Source organism: Streptomyces sp. NPDC086023, from assembly GCF_044540325.1.
Lineage (GTDB): Bacteria > Actinomycetota > Actinomycetes > Streptomycetales > Streptomycetaceae > Streptomyces.
In genome coordinates, this window is the sequence record NZ_JBITRX010000011.1 from 238,516 (window position 1) to 256,133 (window position 17,618).

At 76.2% G+C, this 17,618-nt stretch carries 16 protein-coding genes; 6 read left to right on the forward strand and 10 right to left on the reverse strand.

The features are described 5' to 3' along the window. The first annotated feature begins 9 nt into the window (after positions 1-9). Positions 10-1,704: an FAD-binding oxidoreductase gene (locus ACIF6F_RS23025; protein ID WP_399949448.1), complete on the forward strand. Its 1,695-nt coding sequence runs from the start codon at positions 10-12 to the stop codon at positions 1,702-1,704. A 254-nt stretch (positions 1,705-1,958) separates the two neighbouring features. On the opposite strand, the gene ACIF6F_RS23030 is transcribed toward ACIF6F_RS23025, so the two are convergent. The 3 genes from ACIF6F_RS23030 to ACIF6F_RS23040 all read right to left on the reverse strand — a co-directional run bounded on the left by ACIF6F_RS23030 (position 1,959) and on the right by ACIF6F_RS23040 (position 4,220). Beyond that, positions 1,959-3,047, reverse strand: coding sequence for a hypothetical protein (locus tag ACIF6F_RS23030; RefSeq protein WP_399949450.1), 1,089 nt, complete (start codon positions 3,045-3,047; stop codon positions 1,959-1,961). A gap of 66 nt (positions 3,048-3,113) precedes the next feature. Continuing rightward, complete coding sequence (locus ACIF6F_RS23035) at positions 3,114-3,926, reverse strand: TylF/MycF/NovP-related O-methyltransferase (RefSeq protein ID WP_399949452.1); 813 nt, start codon at positions 3,924-3,926, stop codon at positions 3,114-3,116. A gap of 123 nt (positions 3,927-4,049) precedes the next feature. After that, entirely contained in the window at positions 4,050-4,220 is a 171-nt protein-coding gene (locus ACIF6F_RS23040) for an alpha/beta fold hydrolase (protein ID WP_399949454.1), read from the reverse strand. Positions 4,221-5,428: 1,208 nt separating this feature from the next. On the opposite strand from ACIF6F_RS23040, the gene ACIF6F_RS23045 reads away from it, so the two are divergent. Then, complete coding sequence (locus ACIF6F_RS23045) at positions 5,429-6,328, forward strand: arginase family protein (RefSeq protein WP_399949456.1); 900 nt, start codon at positions 5,429-5,431, stop codon at positions 6,326-6,328. 16 nt (positions 6,329-6,344) lie between these two features. Here ACIF6F_RS23045 and ACIF6F_RS23050 read toward each other — a convergent pair whose 3' ends face one another. The 3 genes from ACIF6F_RS23050 to ACIF6F_RS23060 all read right to left on the reverse strand — a co-directional run bounded on the left by ACIF6F_RS23050 (position 6,345) and on the right by ACIF6F_RS23060 (position 8,177). Next, positions 6,345-6,824, reverse strand: coding sequence for a hypothetical protein (locus ACIF6F_RS23050; RefSeq protein WP_399949458.1), 480 nt, complete (start codon positions 6,822-6,824; stop codon positions 6,345-6,347). A 211-nt stretch (positions 6,825-7,035) separates the two neighbouring features. Further along, positions 7,036-7,395: a hypothetical protein gene (locus ACIF6F_RS23055; protein ID WP_399949460.1), complete on the reverse strand. Its 360-nt coding sequence runs from the start codon at positions 7,393-7,395 to the stop codon at positions 7,036-7,038. Continuing rightward, positions 7,386-8,177 (reverse strand): metallophosphoesterase family protein, encoded by a 792-nt coding sequence (locus ACIF6F_RS23060; RefSeq protein WP_399949462.1) that lies wholly within the window; start codon positions 8,175-8,177, stop codon positions 7,386-7,388. The genes ACIF6F_RS23055 and ACIF6F_RS23060 overlap by 10 nt, the downstream gene beginning before the upstream one ends. A gap of 231 nt (positions 8,178-8,408) precedes the next feature. Here ACIF6F_RS23060 and ACIF6F_RS23065 point away from each other — a divergent pair, with 231 nt between their 5' ends. The 3 genes from ACIF6F_RS23065 to ACIF6F_RS23075 all read left to right on the forward strand — a co-directional run bounded on the left by ACIF6F_RS23065 (position 8,409) and on the right by ACIF6F_RS23075 (position 12,733). Beyond that, the gene (locus ACIF6F_RS23065) at positions 8,409-9,794 is read left to right on the forward strand and encodes a M20 family metallopeptidase (RefSeq protein WP_399949464.1); all 1,386 of its coding nucleotides are present in this window, start codon (positions 8,409-8,411) and stop codon (positions 9,792-9,794) included. Continuing rightward, a complete protein-coding gene (locus ACIF6F_RS23070; protein WP_399949466.1) occupies positions 9,785-11,041 on the forward strand; it encodes an MFS transporter in 1,257 nt (418 codons plus the stop codon). Before ACIF6F_RS23065 ends, ACIF6F_RS23070 begins: the two co-directional genes overlap by 10 nt. Before the next feature lie 117 nt (positions 11,042-11,158). Then, complete coding sequence (locus ACIF6F_RS23075; RefSeq protein WP_399949468.1) at positions 11,159-12,733, forward strand: SDR family oxidoreductase; 1,575 nt, start codon at positions 11,159-11,161, stop codon at positions 12,731-12,733. Between the two features lie 96 nt (positions 12,734-12,829). On the opposite strand, the gene tpx is transcribed toward ACIF6F_RS23075, so the two are convergent. From tpx to ACIF6F_RS23095, 4 genes are all read right to left on the reverse strand, one after another. Next, the gene (gene tpx, locus ACIF6F_RS23080; RefSeq protein WP_399949470.1) at positions 12,830-13,330 is read right to left on the reverse strand and encodes a thiol peroxidase; all 501 of its coding nucleotides are present in this window, start codon (positions 13,328-13,330) and stop codon (positions 12,830-12,832) included. A 12-nt stretch (positions 13,331-13,342) separates the two neighbouring features. Further along, positions 13,343-13,576, reverse strand: coding sequence for a maltose acetyltransferase domain-containing protein (locus ACIF6F_RS23085; protein ID WP_399949472.1), 234 nt, complete (start codon positions 13,574-13,576; stop codon positions 13,343-13,345). A 153-nt stretch (positions 13,577-13,729) separates the two neighbouring features. Further along, on the reverse strand, positions 13,730-14,953 hold the full coding sequence (locus ACIF6F_RS23090; protein ID WP_399949474.1) for a serine hydrolase domain-containing protein: 1,224 nt from the start codon (positions 14,951-14,953) through the stop codon (positions 13,730-13,732). A 105-nt stretch (positions 14,954-15,058) separates the two neighbouring features. After that, a complete protein-coding gene (locus ACIF6F_RS23095) occupies positions 15,059-16,306 on the reverse strand; it encodes a serine hydrolase domain-containing protein (RefSeq protein ID WP_399949476.1) in 1,248 nt (415 codons plus the stop codon). Between the two features lie 328 nt (positions 16,307-16,634). Here ACIF6F_RS23095 and ACIF6F_RS23100 point away from each other — a divergent pair, with 328 nt between their 5' ends. Further along, positions 16,635-17,615, forward strand: a complete 981-nt coding sequence (locus ACIF6F_RS23100; RefSeq protein WP_399949478.1) for an alpha/beta hydrolase — start codon at positions 16,635-16,637, stop codon at positions 17,613-17,615. Positions 17,616-17,618 lie beyond the last annotated feature (3 nt).

Sequence of the window (17,618 nt, forward strand, 5' to 3'; positions counted from 1 at the left end):
AGCACAGCCATGGCAGGCACCGCGACGCAGCGCACCTCCCGCACCCGTTCCTGGTGGGGGTGGGGGTGGACGGACGCCCACCCGGACGACGCCGAATGCGTCGCGATGGGCGCCCTGCTCCCCGGCACGTCGGCCAGGCCCCTGCCGGTGCCGCGCGTCGCGGACCTGGGGATCGGGGCCCCCGCGGTCGCGCCGCCCGCCGCCCTGGCACACGTGATCCGCACGGACCCCGAGGACCGCGCGGCCCACGCCATGGGGAAGGCCTACCGCGACGTCGTACGCGCCCTCCGCGGCCGGCCCGGGCGCGTCCCGGACCTCGTGGCCCGCCCGCGGGACGAGCGGGAGGTGGCGGACCTGCTGGACTGGGCCGCGGAGCGGGAAGTCGCGGTGGTGCCGTACGGGGGCGGATCCTCGGTGACCGGCGGGGTGGAGTACCGCGGTGACGCCCACCGCGCCGTCCTGTCCCTCGACCTGACCGCGATGGGCCGGGTGCTGGAGGTCGACACGCTCGGCCGGGCGGCCCGCATCCAGGCCGGCACGCTCGGCCCGGACCTGGAGGCCCAGCTGCGGCCCCACGGGCTGACGCTGCGGCACTTCCCGCAGAGCTTCGAGTTCTCCACGCTGGGGGGCTGGCTCGCCACCCGGGCGGGCGGCCACTACGCCACCGGGCCCACGCACATCGACGACTTCGTCCAGTCGCTGCGGGTGGTCACCCCGGCCGGCGTGAGCGAGTCGTGGCGGCTGCCCGGGTCGGGGGCGGGTCCGTCGCCCGACCGGCTGTTCCTGGGCTCGGAGGGCGCGCTCGGCGTGATCACCGAGGCGTGGGTGCGGCTCCGGGAGCGGCCCGTCCACAAGGCCTCCGCGGCGGTGGCGTTCGCCGACTTCCACGCGGCGCTGGAGGCCGTACGGCTGATCGCGCAGTCGGGTCTGATGCCGGCCAACTGCCGGCTGCTGGACGCCGGCGAAGCGGCCATGTCGGGTGCCTCGCACGACGGCAGCGCGGTGCTGGTGCTGGGCTTCGAGTCGGGCCACTTCCCGGTCACGGACCGGCTGGCCCAGGCGGTCGGCCTGGCCCGCTCTCAGGGGGGCCGGGCGGACGGTGCGACCGGACCGGAGCGCGGCACGTCCCCGGGGGGCGGGGCGGGCGCCGGTCCGGCCGGGCCGGGCGACGGGAACCGGGCAGCGGGCGGAGACGGGGCGCGGGACGCGGACAGGTCCGCGGACGGGGCGGTGGACGCCTGGCGCTCGGCGTTCCTCCGGATGCCGTACCTGCGCGACGGGCTGGCCCGGATGGGCGCCGTCGCGGAGACCTTCGAGACGGCCGCGACCTGGGACCGGGTCCCGGGGCTGATCGAGGCGGTGCGCACCGAGGTCGGCGCGGCGGCCCGGAAGGCCACCGGGTACCCGGCGACCGTGAACTGCCGCCTCACCCACGTCTACCCCGACGGGGCGGCCCCGTACTTCACGGTGCTGGCCGCGGGCCGGCCCGGCGACGAGGTGGCCCTCTGGGACGACCTCAAGGCCGTGGCGAACGACGTCCTGCACCGGCACCGGGCCACCATCACCCACCACCACGCGGTCGGCCGCGACCACCGCCCCGCGTACGACCTCCAGCGCCCGGCCCCCTTCGCCGCCGCGCTGCGCGCCGCCAAAGGCGCCCTGGACCCGGCGGGAATCCTGAACCCGGGCATCCTGATCGACTGACCCGCCGGGCCGACGGCCCCGCCGCTACGGGAGGCCGCGGGGCCCGTGGCTGCACCGGAACCGGGTGGCTCCGCCGGCCCCGGAGGCCGTAGCGCCGGTGCCAGGCGGCTGCGCCTGCGCCTGCGCCGGGCTCAACTCCGCCGGCGCCGGAAGCCACGGGGCCGGTGGCTGCACCGGAACCGGTGGCCGATGGCCAGCGGCTGGCCCGGGCCGTCAAGCGCCGGCACCCCTGTGCCGCCGGCCTGGGTCCAAACTCAGGGCAACGGGCGGGCCTCCAGGCGGGCGAGGGTGCGGAGCGTCCTGTCCGCCTCCTTTTGTGCGGTCCGGGCGGCCCGGGCGGCTTCGCGGTGGTGGGTGGCGGCGCGGTCCGCCGTGGTGCGGGCTTCCGTGAGGTGGTGCTCCGCCTCCGCCAGTTGCTCCTCGCGTTCCCTGAGCGCCGCTCTGGCCCGGCGGAGTTCCTCTTCCGCCGTGCGGAGTTGCTCCTGGCCGCGTTCCGCCTCACGGGTGGCCGTGTCGGCGGCCTCCCGCGCCTCCTCCAGAGCACGCAGGTGTGCGGGGTCGGGAGCGGGTACCTCCGACTCCGGCTCCGGCTCCGAGGCGGGCTCCGCCGGACGTCGGGCCCCTGCCACGGCCGGCTCCCGCTCCGTGGCGGGTTCGGGGTCCGCCCGGCGGGTGGCCGACGGGCGACGGGACCGCGCGGGGGCCGGGTCCGGCGCCGCCGCCGGGACGGGCTTCGGCGGGTGGTGGGCCCGTACCGCGTCAGGCTTCGGTTCCGCCGGCGGGGCGGGGGCGGGCTCGGGCGGGCGGGGGGACCGTGCCGCCGTGGGCGGGGAGGGGCGGTGAGCTCGTACCGCCGTCGGGTCCGGTTCGATGCCGAAGCCCGTTGGCGGCGGCGGGGTTCTGGCCAGCCGGGCGGCCAGCCATTCCCGGGCGACCGCCGGGTCGGCCAGGGCCGCGTGGAGGGTCTGCTCGATCTCCCTCAGGCCCGGCTCCGAGACCGGCCGGCCCTCCTCCGCCGCCAGCGCCACGGCGTCCCTGGCCAGGGCGGTGACCAGCACGTGCCGCTGGTGGGACAGCTCGCGCAGCTCCTCCCCCGCCAGCGTGCGCTGCGCCTCGCCCAGGGCCCGGCCCAGCTCCACCAGTCGCTCCGCCTCGGCGGGCCTGCGGCGGGCGAGGAGGTTCGCGGCCCATGCCGCCACCGTCGGCCTGCGCAGCGCGGCGATCCGCTTGGCGAGGGCGCGGTCGCCCTCCTGCCGCACCCGGGCGGCCATGGCGTCCCGGGCAGCGGTGAACCCGGCCGGGTCCAGCCCGTACAGTTCGGCGGCCGCCGACTCCAGTTCCACACCCCCACTCTCGCGCGCGGGTGCGGGGTCCGGCGGCCGCCGGGGCGGGCGGGTCCTCCGTCCGGGTCAGGGCTTCACGGCGATGCGGCCCTCGTCCATGCGGGTCAGCAGCAGCCGGGCGCCCGTCTCTTCCAGGAACTCGTCCACGGCCTGGCGGGAGCCCTGCCAGTAGCCGTAGTCGTCCAGCAGCAGGACGCCGCCGGGGACGAGCCGGTCGTAGAGGTGCTCCAGCTCGTGCTTGGTGGAGGTGTACCAGTCGGTGTCCAGGCGGAGGATCGCGATCTGCTCCGGCGCCTGCTCGGGGATGGTGTCCTCGACCTTGCCCTGGACGTAGTGCAGCCGCTCCGCCGGGTAGTCGATCCGGGAGAAGCCGTCCTGTACGTCGTCCAGCGTGGCCAGCGCCCAGATCGGCCGGTCCTTGCCCTGGGTGGCCAGCAGGTCGGCGGCGCTGGCGCCGTCGACGCGCTTGTCCTCCTCGGTGGGCTCGGTCATGCCCTCGAAGGTGTCGAAGAGGTACAGCTCGCGGTCGGTGACGTCCAGGGAGAGCAGGGTGCGGGCCACTGCCTGCATGCTGCCGCCGCGCCAGACGCCGCACTCGACGATGTCGCCGGGCAGCTGGTGCCGGGTGACGTAACGGACGGACTGGACCAGCGCGTTCAGGCGCTCGACCGAGGTCATCGTCCACGGCTTGACCGCGGTGATGATCTCCTTGGCCCCGTCGTCGTAGTCCGCGGGGAAGCGGAGTCCCGCCGGCTTCGGGGCCGCAGCCTTGGGGGCCGCCACGGGGGTCGGGGTCGCCTTCCCTGCGGGGCGGGCCTTGCGCAGTTCATAGCCGGTGAGCTGCGCCAACTTCTGGTTCACACTCGAACGCCACGTCATGCCGCCCGAGCGTACGTTCCAATCCCGCGCCTGTCTGCCATTCGGACCAAGATCGGTGTCCGGGTCCCCGGCCGCGGCCTGCCGGGGGCGCGGCCGGACCCGGGTGCCGTCGCTCCGCGCCGCTCAGCGGAGGAGGAACCGCTGGGCGGCGGCGGCGCCTTCGTCGCTGCGGCTCTGGGTGGAGTGTCCGGCACGGGGTACGACGACCGGTTCGGCCCGCGGGGTCGTGGCGGCCGGTTCGCGCGCCCACTGCACGGGGGTCGACAGGTCGCGGTCGCCGGCGAGCAGCAGCACGGGCACGTCAGGGTGCGAGGTGGCCGGCAGGGCTCGGGACGACGGCCAGGGCAGGCAGGCAGGCAGGCAGGTGCGCGGGATGCCCTGGGCGCCGGCGGTCTCCCTTCCTCACCGTCGACATGCCGGTCCGGCCTGGCCGTTCGACTGCCGCAGGTCCGCTGGACGGGGACACCGTCGCGCAGCGCGGCCCCCAGGCGGACCATGGCCCGGACCGGCCTGCTGTACGGCCTCGGACTTCGGCGGCCGGCCCCTCCCGGCGGGCTGTCCAATGGCCAGGCCGATCCACCCAACCGCCGGCCGACCCCGCCGCCGGCCGGCCACACGGTCGGGGGCGCGCTGCTCCCAGCAGACCGTCCGGCCCCCGGGCCGCCCTGGCGGTTCGACGGCCAGTCGTTCGCTGGTGGGCACACGGTCGGGCAACGGGCCCGGAACTGTCCGGACGCAGGGTCAGCCGGCCGGCCGTCAGCCCCATCACCAGCCGGGAACACGATCCGGCCAACCGTCCGGAAGCCGGGCCTTCCCACCCTTCCGCTGCCGACCAGCTCGCCGGCCCAGGGGAACGATCGGGCAGCGGGCTCCCGCCGGTGGACCGACCGGGTGCCGGGATGCCTGGCCGTTCGGTTGGCGACTCGTTCCCGTCCGGGCACGGCTGCGTGACGTGCCATTCCCGGCCGGCTCACCGCGCGCCGCTTTGGGCGTTGCCCCTCGGAACGGCGTCTGTGAGCGGGGCGCAGGCGGGTCCCCGGCCCTGGGGGCCCAGAGGCAGTCCGGGCGCCTCGCCGTCGGGACGGCCGCGGGCGCGCCCCGCGGCGGGACAACACCGCGCCACACGGCGCCCCGCCCGCAGCAAGGCGGCAGCGCAGCGCCGCCCGCCGCCCCCGCGGCGCCGCCGCAGACCCACCCGCGCCCTACGGCCACCAAGCCGCCGCGGCAAGACAGCACCCCACCGCGGGCTCCCCCACCACAGCGCGCCCGCACCCCACCACCCCCTGCCCGGCAACACGGCACCGCCCGCCACCCCCACCGGCGCCGCCGCGGGGCACGCTGGGCCCTCCGCCACCCCAGCCGCCCGCCCGGCCGGCTGGTCGGCCGGTTGGTCGGCCGGGCCCCGGGCCGGCTGCCCGCCGCCCGCCCACCCGCCCGCTCGCCCGCCCCCCTCCTTCCTCCAGAACCGCGCGGAGGGGAGGGCGTTGGCGGAGGATGGGGGGATGCGACGCATCGTTCTCGTCGACGCCCCGTCCAACCTCGGACTCCGGCCGCCCGTGCCCGGAGCCGTGCCCGGTGTGTACAAGCTGGCCGGCGCGCTGCGCGAGCAGGGGCTGCTGCGGCGGCTCGGGGCCGTCGAGGGCGGTGTGGTCGTGCCGCCGCGCTACGACCGTGGGGACTGGAGGGAGGGTGACGGCGTGTTCCACGCCGGGCCCCTCGCCGCGTACACCGTCACCCTCGCCGACCGGATCGAAGCCCTGCTGCGGGCGGGCGACTTCCCCGTGGTGCTCGGCGGCGACTGCTCGATCCAGCTCGGCGCGTCCCTCGCCATGCGCCGGCTCGGCCGGTACGGGCTGGCCGCGATCGACGGCTCCGCGGACTTCCGCCACCCCGGCAACGAGGCGGTCAACGGGCCCGTCGGCGCGGCAGGCGGCGAGGAGCTGGCCCTCGCCACCGGCCGCGGCCAGGCCGGGCTTTCGGACCTGGAGGGCCTCGGCCCGTACCTGCGCGACGAGGACGTACGCCTCTTCGGGCTGCGCGACGGCGACGCGGACCTGCCGGAGCTGCGCGCCGCGGGCATCCCCGCGGCCACGGTCGGGGAGATCAGGGAGCGCGGGGCGGCGGCGGTGGCCGAGGCCGCACTGAACGGGCTGCACCCGCCCGTGACCGACGGGTTCTGGGTGCACCTGGACGCGGACGTGCTGGACCCGTCCGTGATGCCCGCGGTCGACAGCCCCGATCCGGGCGGGCTGCTGCCGGCCGAACTGGCCGGGCTGCTGCGGGTGCTGGTCGGCTCCCCCAGGTGCGTGGGCCTGAACGTGACCATCTACGACCCCGACCTCGACCCGGACGCCAAGGCGGGCGCCCTGCTGGCCGACCTGGTCGTCGAGGCCTTCGCCTGACGGGGTCGGCGGGCCGTCAGGCTGCGGCGGGCGGGCGACGCCGGAAGTGGGCGTGGGCGGCGGGCAGGTGGAGCGGTACGACGGCGGCCGCGCCCAGCAGGTCGGGGAGGCCGGCGAGGAGGGCCCAGCCGCCTGGCACCGTCCCGTCCATGCCGAGGTCGGCGGCCCGGGCGAGCAGGGCCACGGCCGCGGCGGCGGTGAGCACGACCCTGGCCCACCCGCGGCCCGCCCGTACGTACGCGGCCACGGCGATCCAGGCCGCCAGGAGCACGGCCGACACCGCACCGGACAGGGCCAGCTGCCGGGCGGCGGCACCGGCCCCGACGGCCGCGGTCATGTCGTCCAGACCGGTCGGCTCGACCACGAACGCGCCCAGCACCCACACCACCGCCTCCGCAGCGCACGCCACGAAGGTCAGCCGCCAGGCCGCCTCGACCTGCCAGGGCCGCCGGCCCCTACCGGTCCCGCTCCCTGTCCCGGTCCCCGTACCCGTCATCCGTGCCTCCCTCGCGTGCGACGCCCTCTCAGATGCGTGGGGCGGCCCGCCGGTTCCGTGTCGGGGGGAGTCGGCGGCGCAGGCCGGCTGCCTCCAGTACGACCTGCCGCCCCCCGAGGTCTTCCGCGCGGGCCCGGCGCAGGTGTGCGCGCCGGCCGGCACTCCGGTGGCCTGAGGGGCGTCGGCCGGCGCCCGCAGCGGACGGCGTGGTTCAGGCGGACCACGGGACACGGCAGACGTGCGGTTCCGTGGACGGCGGGCACATCGTGCGGAGCACGGTCTTGCGGACGGCGCGCCAGGTGCGCAGCGAGCAGACCAGCCGGACGCGCAGTTCCACCGGTTCGCGGGTGCCCGCGTCCTGGCCCGGGTGCTCCCAGGCCCACTGGTCCGCCAGGACGTCGTACATCTCGGCCGTGGTCACGTGGCCCCCGGGCAGGGTGTGGGCGACGGTCGTGTCGGCGATCCGGGCGCTCCGGGCGCGAACGGCGTCCTCGACGAGGCCGACGGTCCACTCCAGCCCTTCGGCGTCGGCGTAGAGGCCGAGGCGGAGCGTGCGTGTCCTCAGTGGCATGTGCGGGTCTCCCGTTCGGGTGGTGCGCTGCGGCCGTCGCGGGGGCCGAAGGCCTCCAGGGCGTCCGCGTCGGTCGGTGGGGTGCGGAGGTACGCATCCGCCCAGTCGGCGATGCCGGGGTACGCCGAGTCCCTGGTCAGCCGGGCCACGGCGGCGTCGGCGTCGAAGTGCGTGGTGCGCAGCGCCACGCCGGGTCCCAGCAGGGCCCAGTGGGCGCCGGTTCGGCCGTACGGCATGCCGACGCTGCCGGGGTTGACGACGAGCCGGCCGTGGGCGAGGCGTACGAACGGCATGTGGGTGTGGCCGAGCACGACGGTCCGTACCGCGGGGTCGACGCCGGCGAGGACCTCCTGCCAGCGGTCGAGGCGGGAGTCCACCAGCACCGTCTCCTCGTCGTCGCGCGGTGTGGCGTGGCAGAACAGCACCTCGCCCAGGCCGTCCACCGGGTGGGTCAGGGAAGGGGGCAGGCCGGCCAGCAGGTCGAGGTGGTCATCGCGCAGCTGTTCCGCCGCCCAGGGGGCGATCGGGTCGGGGACGGCGTCGCGCTGCCCGCGGCGGTACTCGACGAGTTCGCGGTCGGCGTTGCCGGCGATCCAGAGCGCGCGGTCGCCGAGACCGGTCAGCAGGTCGAGGACCTCGGCGGGCTGCGGGCCCGCCGCGATGTCGCCGGTGAGCACGATGCGGTCGGCGGCCCGTACGTCCGGCTCGTCGAGCACCGCCTCCAGGGCGGGCAGCACCCCGTGGACGTCGGAGAGGACCGCGACGGTCCGGCTGCTCGGCATGATCACCACCTTGCTGCGGAACCCGGCCGGACGAAAGGGTGTTCGCTCGCCGCGGAGCGGCGGGCAGGGTTCCTGCACGCGTGGTGGGCACGGGTGCTGACCGACCCGGAGCCGGCCCACCTCGGGCTGACACCCGGGCGGCGACGGGAAATTCGGCTCCGGGTACGGGGCCGGGGTCCGTAGGCTGCCGCCGGCGGCACCGGTGCAGGTAGGGACGGACGGAGGGCGCGCATGGGCGACGACGAGACGGTGGACGCGGAACCGGATCATCGGGCGGTGGAAGCGGAACCGCACCGGCGGGCGGTGTACGCGGAACTGGACCGGCGCGCGGCGGAGGCGGCCTCGGACGTGGTCGCCTGGCGGCACCACCTTCACCGGCATCCCGAGCTGTCCAACCGGGAGGCCGGGACCGCGCGGTACGTGGCCGACCACCTGCGCTCGCTCGGGCTCGACGAGGTGCGCACCGGGATCGCCGGGCACGGGGTGGTCGGCGTACTGCGCGGCGGGCTGCCCGGGGAGCGGGTCGTCGCGCTGCGGGCCGACATGGACGCCCTGCCGGTGAAGGACCTGAGCGGGGTGGAGTTCGCGTCGACCGTGGTCGACACGGACTACCCCGGGGGCCCGTTCCCGGTCTCGCACGCGTGCGGGCACGACTGCCACACCGCCATGCTGATGGGCGCGGCGACCGTGCTGGCCGGGATGCGCGAACGGCTCCCCGGCACCGCCCTGTTCGTCTTCCAGCCCGCCGAGGAGGGCCCGCCCGTGGCCGAGCCGGGCGGGGCGCGGCAGATGGTCGCGGAGGGCGCGTTCGAGGATCCGGAGCCGACCATGGCCTTCGGGATGCACGTCACGCCGTACCCGAAGGGATACGTGGGGTACCGCGTGGGCAACCAGTACGCCGCTTCCTGCCTGGTCAGGATCGTGATCACCGGGCGGCAGGTGCACGGCTCCACGCCCTGGCAGGGCATCGACCCGATGCCGGCGGCCGGCGCGGTCCTGACCGGGATCGGGCAGTTGTACCGGCAGTTGCGGGCCTTCGACGCCGTCACGGTCACGATCGGGCACGTCGAGGACGTCGGCCGGTTCAACATCATCGGCGAGACCGTCACCCTGTGGGGCACGATCCGCTGCGCCGTGGAGTCCGGCATGGGCGAGGTGCAGGAGCGGCTCGCCCGGCTCGTCGAGCACTCCGCGGCCGCGTACTCCTGCACCGCGGCGGTCGACTACCTCCAGGACGTGCCGCCCGTGCACAACACCGAGGGGTGGGTGACGGCCGCGCTGCCCACGCTGCGGCGCGTCGTCGGCGCCGAGCGGGTGCTGGAGACCTCGCCGACGCTGGGGTACGACGACGTGTCCGAGCTGGTCAACCGGTACGGGGGCCTGTACGTGATGCTCGGCGTCCAGGACGCCGAGCTCGACGCGCTGGGCACGCCCGTCCCCGTACCCGGCGGCCTCGGCCTGGTCACCAACCACAACCCGGGCTTCTACGCCGACGACGCGACCCTCGTCACCGGCGTCCGGCTGCACGCCCACACGGCGTACGACCACCTGGCGGGGAAGCTCGCCGGCGGCCGCCCGGGCGCCGGGGAGCCGGCCGAGGACCCCGCATGGGGCTGAGGCGGGCGCTGGTCGACGTTTCGCCGCTGCGCACCGTGCCGGCGTTCCGGCGGCTGTGGGCCGGGCAGTCCCTGTCGGGGTTCGGCAGCCAGATGACGCTGGTCGCGGTCATGTTCCAGGTCTGGCAGACCACGGGCAGCACCGCGTGGACGGGGGCGGCCGGGCTGGCCCAGGCGGTTCCGCTCGTGGCGCTCGGGCTCTTCGCGGGCTCGGTCGCCGACCGGGTCGACCGGCGGCGGTTCTACCTGCTGATGACGGGGGGTCAGGCCCTGTGCTCGGGGCTGCTCGCGCTCCAGGGGTTCCTCGCTCCGCTGCCCGTCGCGGGGCTGCTGGGGCTCGTCGCGCTGCAGTCCTGCTTCGTCGCCGGGGCGGGCCCGGCCGCGCGCACGTTCGTCCCCTCGCTGCTGTCCGGGGAGCAGCTGGCCGCGGGGCTGGCCCTGGGGCGCGTCTCGTTCCAGGCCGCCATGCTGGCCGGGCCTGCCCTGGGCGGGGTGATCGCCGGCGGTCTGGGCGTCGGCGTCTGCTACCTCGTGGACGCCCTCACCTTCCTCGCCGCGCTGGCCGGCGCGTACGGGCTGCCCCGGATGCCCCCGGGGGACGAACCGGCGCGGCCGGGGGCCCGCGGGGTGCTGGACGGGCTCGCCTTCCTGGTGCGCACGCCCGTCATCCGCGGCGCGCTGCTCACGGACCTGGCAGCCACCGTGCTGGCGATGCCGGTGAGCCTGTTTCCCCTGGTCAACGCCGAGCGGTTCGGGAACGATCCGCGCACGCTGGGCCTGTTCCTGACGGCGCTGGCCGTCGGCGGGGTGGCGGCGTCGCTCCTCTCCGGGACGTTCACCCGGCTGCCGCGCCCCGGGCTGGTGATGCTGGGCGGGTCCGCCGTGTGGGGAGCAGCGCTGGCGCTGTTCGGCCTGACCGCGGACGCGTGGACCGGGCTGGGGCTGCTGGTCGTGGCGGGTGCGGCCGACACCGTGTCCGTCGTGTCCCGGGGCACGGTCGTCCAGGCCCACACCCCGGCCGGGCTGCTCGGGCGGGTGGGGGCCGCCGAGCAGATCGTCGGGCAGGCCGGTCCGGAGCTCGGCAACCTGCGGGCCGGGCTCGTCGCGGGCGCCACGTCCGGGACCGTCGCGCTGGCCGGGGGCGGGCTGCTCTGCCTCGCCGCCGTCGCCGCCGTCGCGGCCGGCACGCGCGAGCTGCGGGGCCTGCCGGACGGCGGGCATGGTCCGGTGGTGTCGGCCGGGTCCTGAGGAGGCGGGTGCGGGTGCTGCCGTCGGGGGCGGGGAACGCGCACTCTCCCGCGTTCGGTGCGTCCGTACGGCTCTCCCGGGCGGAAGGGAGGGGTGGGGGGAGAGAGGATGGTACCCGTGAGTCCACGACCGACGGAGGATCCGGAGCACGGGGCCGGTGACGGGCCGCTGTGCCTGGTGACCGGTGCCGGCGGCTACATCGGCGGGCGGCTCGTGCCCGAGCTGCTCCGCGCCGGGTACCGGGTGCGCTGCCTGGCCCGCACCCCCGCGCATCTGCGGGACCACCCCTGGGCCGGGCAGGCCGAGGTGGTGAAGGGCGACGTCACCGACGCCGAAAGCCTGCGGGACGCCCTGCGCGGGGTGCGCGTCGCCTACTACCTGGTGCACTCCATGAACTCCGGCCCCGGCTTCGAGCGCACCGACCGCCTCGCCGCCCGGTGCTTCGCCGACGCGGCCGCGGAGGCCGGCGTACGGCGCATCGTGTACCTCGGGGGGCTGACGCCCCGGGACGTGCCGGAGGCCGAGCTCTCGCCGCACCTGCGCTCCCGCGCCGAGGTGGGGCGCATCCTGCTGGCGTCCGGCGTGCCGACCACGGTGCTGCGGGCCGCGGTGGTGATCGGTTCGGGGTCGGCGTCGTTCGAGATGCTGCGCTACCTCACCGAGCGCCTCCCCGTCATGGTGACGCCCAGCTGGGTGGCCACCCGCGTGCAGCCCATCGCGATCCGGGACGTGCTGCGCTACCTCGTCGGCAGCGCCGCGATGCCCGGCCACGTCAACCGCGCCTTCGACATCGGGGGCCCGGACGTCCTGGACTACCGGACGATGATGATCCGCTACGCCGAGGTCGCCGGCCTGCGGCGGCGGCTGATCGTGTCCGTGCCGATGCTGACGCCGGGGCTGTCCAGCCAGTGGATCGGCCTGGTCACGCCGGTTCCGCCGCGGCTGGCACGGCCGCTCGCCGAGTCGCTGCGCCACGAGGTCGTCTGCGCGGAGCACGACATCGCCGAGTGGGTGCCGGACCCGCCGGGGACCCCGATCCCCTTCGACCGGGCGCTGGCCCTGGCGCTGAAGAAGGTGCGGGAGGCCGACGTCGCCACCCGCTGGTCCTCCGCCTCGCTGCCCGGTGCCCCGAGCGACCCGCTGCCGACCGACCCGGACTGGGCGGGCGGCAGCCTGTACCAGGACGTGCGCGAACGGGAGGTGGCCGCCGGGAGCCGGGACCTGTGGCGGGTGGTCGAGGGCATCGGGGGCGAGAACGGCTGGTACTCGTTCCCGCTCGCCTGGGCGGTGCGCGGCTGGCTGGACCGGCTCGTCGGCGGCGTGGGCCTGCGTCGCGGGCGCCGGGACACCGCACGGCTGCGGGTCGGCGACTCGCTGGACTTCTGGCGGGTGGAGGAGATCGAGCCGGGGCGCCTGCTGCGGCTGCGCGCGGAGATGCGGCTGCCGGGCCTGGCCTGGCTGGAGATGTACGCGGAACCGGACGGGGACGGGCGCTCCCGGTACCGGCAGCGGGCGCTGTTCCACCCGCGCGGGCTGGCCGGGCAGCTGTACTGGTGGAGCGTGGCGCCGTTCCACGCCGTGGTGTTCGGCGGCATGGCCCGCCGGATCGCGCGGACCGCGGAGGAGGGCGCGGGCGGCGGCGCGGACGCCGCCGGGGGCGGCAGCGGCGCAACCGGGGGCGGGGGGCCGTAACCGGCGGGGCGCAGCGCCTGTCCGGGCCCTTCCCGCCGGTGCGGGCGGGCGGCGGCCCTGGTCCGGCCGCCGGCCGCCCGCACCGGGCGGCCGGGGTTACTTCAGGGCCGCGAGGGCGGCCTCGTAGTTCGGCTCCTCGGCGATCTCGCCGACCAGCTCGGAGTGCAGGACCTGGTCGTTCTCGTCGAGGACGACGACGGCGCGCGCGGTCAGACCGGCGAGCGGGCCGTCGGCGATGGCGACGCCGTACGCCTCGTGGAACTCACGGCCGCGCAGGGTCGACAGGCTCTTGACGTCCTCCAGGCCCTCGGCGCCGCAGAAACGTGCCTGCGCGAAGGGCAGGTCGGCGGAGATGCAGAGGACGACCGTGTTGTCGAGCCGGGCGGCGCTCTCGTTGAACGCGCGCACGGAGGCCGCGCAGGTGGGGGTGTCGACGCTCGGGAAGATGTTGAGCAGCTTGCGCTTGCCGGCGAAGTCCGCGAGCGCGGCGTCCGCCAGGCCGGCTCCCACGAGGGCGAACGCGGGGGCCTGGGTGCCGGGGGCCGGAAGGGTGCCGTTGACCTGCACCGGGTTGCCCTTGAGCGTGACCTGAGCCATGTGGTGTGTCCCCTATCGAACAGAGATGCTGATTCCGCTCGCGATCTTAATGCTTTCGGGTGAAAGCACCGCAGGCCACTGCGGGGATCCGGCCCGCAGGATGGCGTCGCGCCGCTCGGGCGGCGGCGGGCCCGGCGCGTTGTACGCGGCGCACAGCTCGGCGGCACGGCGGGTGTCGGCGGCGAGTTCGGGATCGTCGGGCAGGTACCAGTCACCGGCCAGCATGCGGCGTTTGTTCTCGCCCACGGGGGACCTCCGGTCCGGCGCGCCCGGCGGGCGGGCGCGGCCTCCTGTCACGCTCGCCGAACCCCCCTGCTCCGTCAAGACGCACCGCCGTGCGCGGCCGGGGCCGGACGGGACCGGACGCCGGTGCGTCCTGACGCGGGTGGAGCCGGGCGGTCAGTGCCCGTTCAGCAGGGCGCAGGCGAAGTTCTCCTGGACGGTGCGGAGGCGGGCCAGCAGAGCGGGCTTGTTGCTCTTGCTGGTCTGGGTGTTGACGGAGAACGTCAACGACCGGGTGCCGTCGGGCGTGGTGGCGGCGAGCTGCGTGTAGCCCGCGGTGTTGCCGGTGTGGCCGTACAGCACGCCGCAGCGGGTCGTGTACTGGAAGATCGCCAGGCCGGCGGCGTTCGTGCCGGGGCCCTCGGGTTCCGAGGAGTCGCCGGGGCGGAAGGTGAGCTGCTCCTTGCGGGTCTTCTCCGACAGCAGGGCGGGCCCGCCGTACGCGCGGATGAAGATGCCCAGCTCCCTGGGCGTGGAGACGATGCCGCCCGAGGCCCAGGATCCCGAGGTGCCGAACAGCTCGCTGACGTCCTCGGGCGGCTCGACGGTGGTGTCGTAGCCGTGGATGTACGGCTGCGGCAGCCGGAAGCCCTCGGGGAGGCTGGTCCGGCGCAGGCCCAGCGGCCGGTACACGAGCTCCTTGAGCAGGTCCTCGTAGCGGCGGCCGGTGACCGCCTCGGCCATGAGGGCGACCGCGATGTTGTCGGAGTTGGAGTACTCGTACAGCGCGCCCGGTTGGAAGAGCAGCGGCTGCCCGGCCACGAAGTCGAGCAGCCTGCGCGAGTCGAAGACGTGGTGGGGGTCGGCGATCAGGATCGCCCGGAACTCCGGCGACGCCGAGAAGTCGGGCAGTCCGCTGGTGTGCTGGAGCAGCTGGCGCAGCGTCACGGCGTGCCAGGCGGCGGGCTGGTCGGGCAGCACCTCGCCGATGGTGTCGTCGAGGGAGAGCTCGCCCCGGTCGACGAGCCGGAGGGCGACGGCCCCGCTGTACGCCTTGGCGACGCTGGCGACGCGCATGTGGTCGTCCAGCCGCGGCGGGCGGCCGGTGGCGATGTCGCCCACGCCTGCGGTGTACGCCTTCGTGCGGCCGCCCCTGGTGAGGGCGGCGATCACGCCGGGAGGTCCGTCGTCCTGGGCGACCAGCTGTTCGAGCTGGCGCTGGAGGCGGGCGTCGTCGTACGGCTTGCCGCCCGCGGGGTCGGGTCCGCCGCCGGCCGCCTGGGCGGGCTGGAGCAGCGTACCGAGCGCGACGGCGGCGAGGGCCGTGGCGGACAGCCCGGCGCGCAGGCGGCGGCCGCCGCCGGAGGGGGGCGCGGGAGCGGGATGGGGAGGGGTGGGCACGGGTGTGTCTCCCAGAGGGGCGGGGGCGAGGAGGGCGGGCCGAGGTCCGAGGGCCGAGGGCCGTGCCGGGTCCGGCAGGGCGCGGTCTGCGGCAGGGGCGGCGGGTCAGCCGAAGTCGGGGATGGGGTGCTCGGGTACGAGGTCCGCCGCGATGCGCTGGGCGATCGTGTGGGCGCTGTGACCGTCGACGGCCGTGGGGCCCTGCGTGGTCGACACGGCGATGGACAGCCGCTCGGACGGCAGGTAGGCCATGGAGGCGGAGTAGCCGAAGAACAGCGGGTGCTGGGAGATCCAGTCGCCGAGGATGAGCACGCCCATGCCGTAGTGGGTCTTCTCGGTCTGCGCGATGCAGACCGTGGCCGGGCACTTCTCGGTGGCGTGGCCCAGACCGACCGTCCCGGGGTTCAGCAGCTGCCGGTACGAGGCCGGGGAGAGCAGCTCGCCCGCACCGATGCCGGAGGCGGAGCGGGCCAGGTCGCAGATGTCGGTGGTCTCGACGGCGCCTGGCGCGGTGGTCCACGAGGGGTTCCAGAAGGTGGACTCCTCGTACGTCCCGCGGTCGTCGTTGAAGGCATGCAGGACGGGGGTCGGGATGTCGGGCGTGAAGCTGTTGCGGGTCTCGCGCAGTCCGAGCGGGCCCAGGATCTGGCGCTTGAGCAGGATGTCCAGCCGCGTCCCGGTGATCTTCTCCAGGGCGGCGCCGAGGAGGACGAAGTTGGCGTGCGAGTAGCTCCAGTTGGTGCCCGGCTCGTACCAGCGCTCCTTGCTCGTGGAGAGGGCCACGAGCTCCTGCGCCGTCCACTGGCGGAACGGGTTCCCGTAGACGACCTGCTGGAACTCGGGGAGCGGTACGTAGTCGACGAACCCGGTGGTGGAGGCGGCCAGCATCCGCAGGGTGATCCGCTCGGCGTCCGGCACGTCGGGCAGCCAGCGCGAGATGGGGTCGTCGAGGCGGGCCTTGCCCTGGTCGACGAGGCGCAGGAGCGCCGTGCCCATGTAGCTGATGGCGATGTTGCCGTTGCGGAAGTGCATGGCGGGGTCGGCCGGGACGCCCGTCATCGACTCGCCGATGGCGGAGGTGACCACCTCGCGGCCGTCCACGGTCACCTTGAGGATCACGGACTTGAGGCCCATCTCGGCCTTGGCCTGCTCGGCGATCCGCAGGATGTCGCGGGCGGGGCCGCGGTCGGGGATCCGGGAGGCGGCGCAGGGGCGGCGGTGGCCGCCCCCGTCGCCGCCGCCCGCACCGCCGGCGGCCGTGGCCGGGACGGTGAGGGCGAGCAGTGCGCTGACCGCGGTCACCGCGGTGGCCGCGGCGAGGCGCGGCAGGGAGGACGGGCGGGTGGCTCTCATCCCCGCAGTATCGGCAGGGTGCCCCCGGGGACCGGCCCGGCGGCCGGCGACCCGCACGAACATCACCCGTCGGGCGTCGGGAGGGCGGGAACCGACCGGCCGGGCCCCTGCGGGCCGCGCGCTGTGGTTGGCTGGGCCGTACGGGTGTGGGGGCCTGGGGGCCCGGAGCCACGGCGGTGCGGCGGCCGGAACGCGCGGTGCCGCTGTGGCCGTACTGCCGGAGGTGGGCATGGGTGAGCGTCGGATGCCGCGGGGGGCGCACGGACGCGGGGCGGGTGCCGGAGGAGGGGAGGCCGCCACGGGGACGGAGGAGGCCGCGGAGGTGCCCGTGCCACCCTTTGACCCCGAACTGGGCGCCGTACTGGCGCACTTGCGGCGGGGCGGGCCGCGGGAACCGGTGACTCCGGACAACCTCCGGGACAGGCAGGAGCGTGACGCGGCGAGCCGGCCCCGGCCGACGGTCGCGGAGCTGCGGTCCGACGGGCGCTTCGAGGTGGCCGAGCTGCGCGTGCCGGGGCCGCCGGGCGCGCCCGAGGTGACCCTCGTCAGCGCGCGGCCGGCCGGGGTCACGGGCCCGCTGCCGCTGCTGTACTACCTGCACGGCGGGGCGATGGTCATGGGCAACGCCTGGTCGGTGCTGCCGCGGGTGCTCCAGGAGTGGGTCCTGCCGCTGGGGCTGGCCGTCGTCTCCGCCGAGGCCCGGCTTGCGCCGCGGACGCGGTACCCGGGGGCGCTGGAGGACTGTTACGCCGGCCTGGTCTGGGCCGCCGGGCACGCGGCCGCGCTGGGCGCCGACGCGGACCGGATCGTGCTGGGCGGGAAGAGCGCCGGCGGCGGGCTGGCGGCGGCGCTCGCCCTGCTGGCCCGGGACCGCGGCGGGCCGGTGCCACTGGGGCAGCTGCTGCTCTCCCCCATGCTGGACGACCGCGGCTCCACCTTCTCCGCCCGGCAGTTGTCGGGCCGCGACGTGTGGGACCTGACCTCCCACGCGACGGTGTGGCGGGCGCTGCTGGGCGATCTCCACGACGCCGGGGACACGCCGCCGTACGCGGCGCCCGCCCGCGCCACGGACCTCTCCGGGTTGCCGCCCGCCTACGTCGAGGTCGGGTCGGCCGAGATGTTCCGCGACGAGGGCGTGGCCTACGCGAACGCGCTCTGGCGGGCCGGCGGCCAGGCCGAACTGCACGTGTGGCCGGGCGCGTTCCACGGCTTCGACGGCCTGGCCCCCCACGCGGCCCTGACGCGTGACGCCCGGGACAGCCGGACGCGCTGGCTGCGCCGCCTCCTCGGGGCGCCCGGGAGTTCCTGAGCC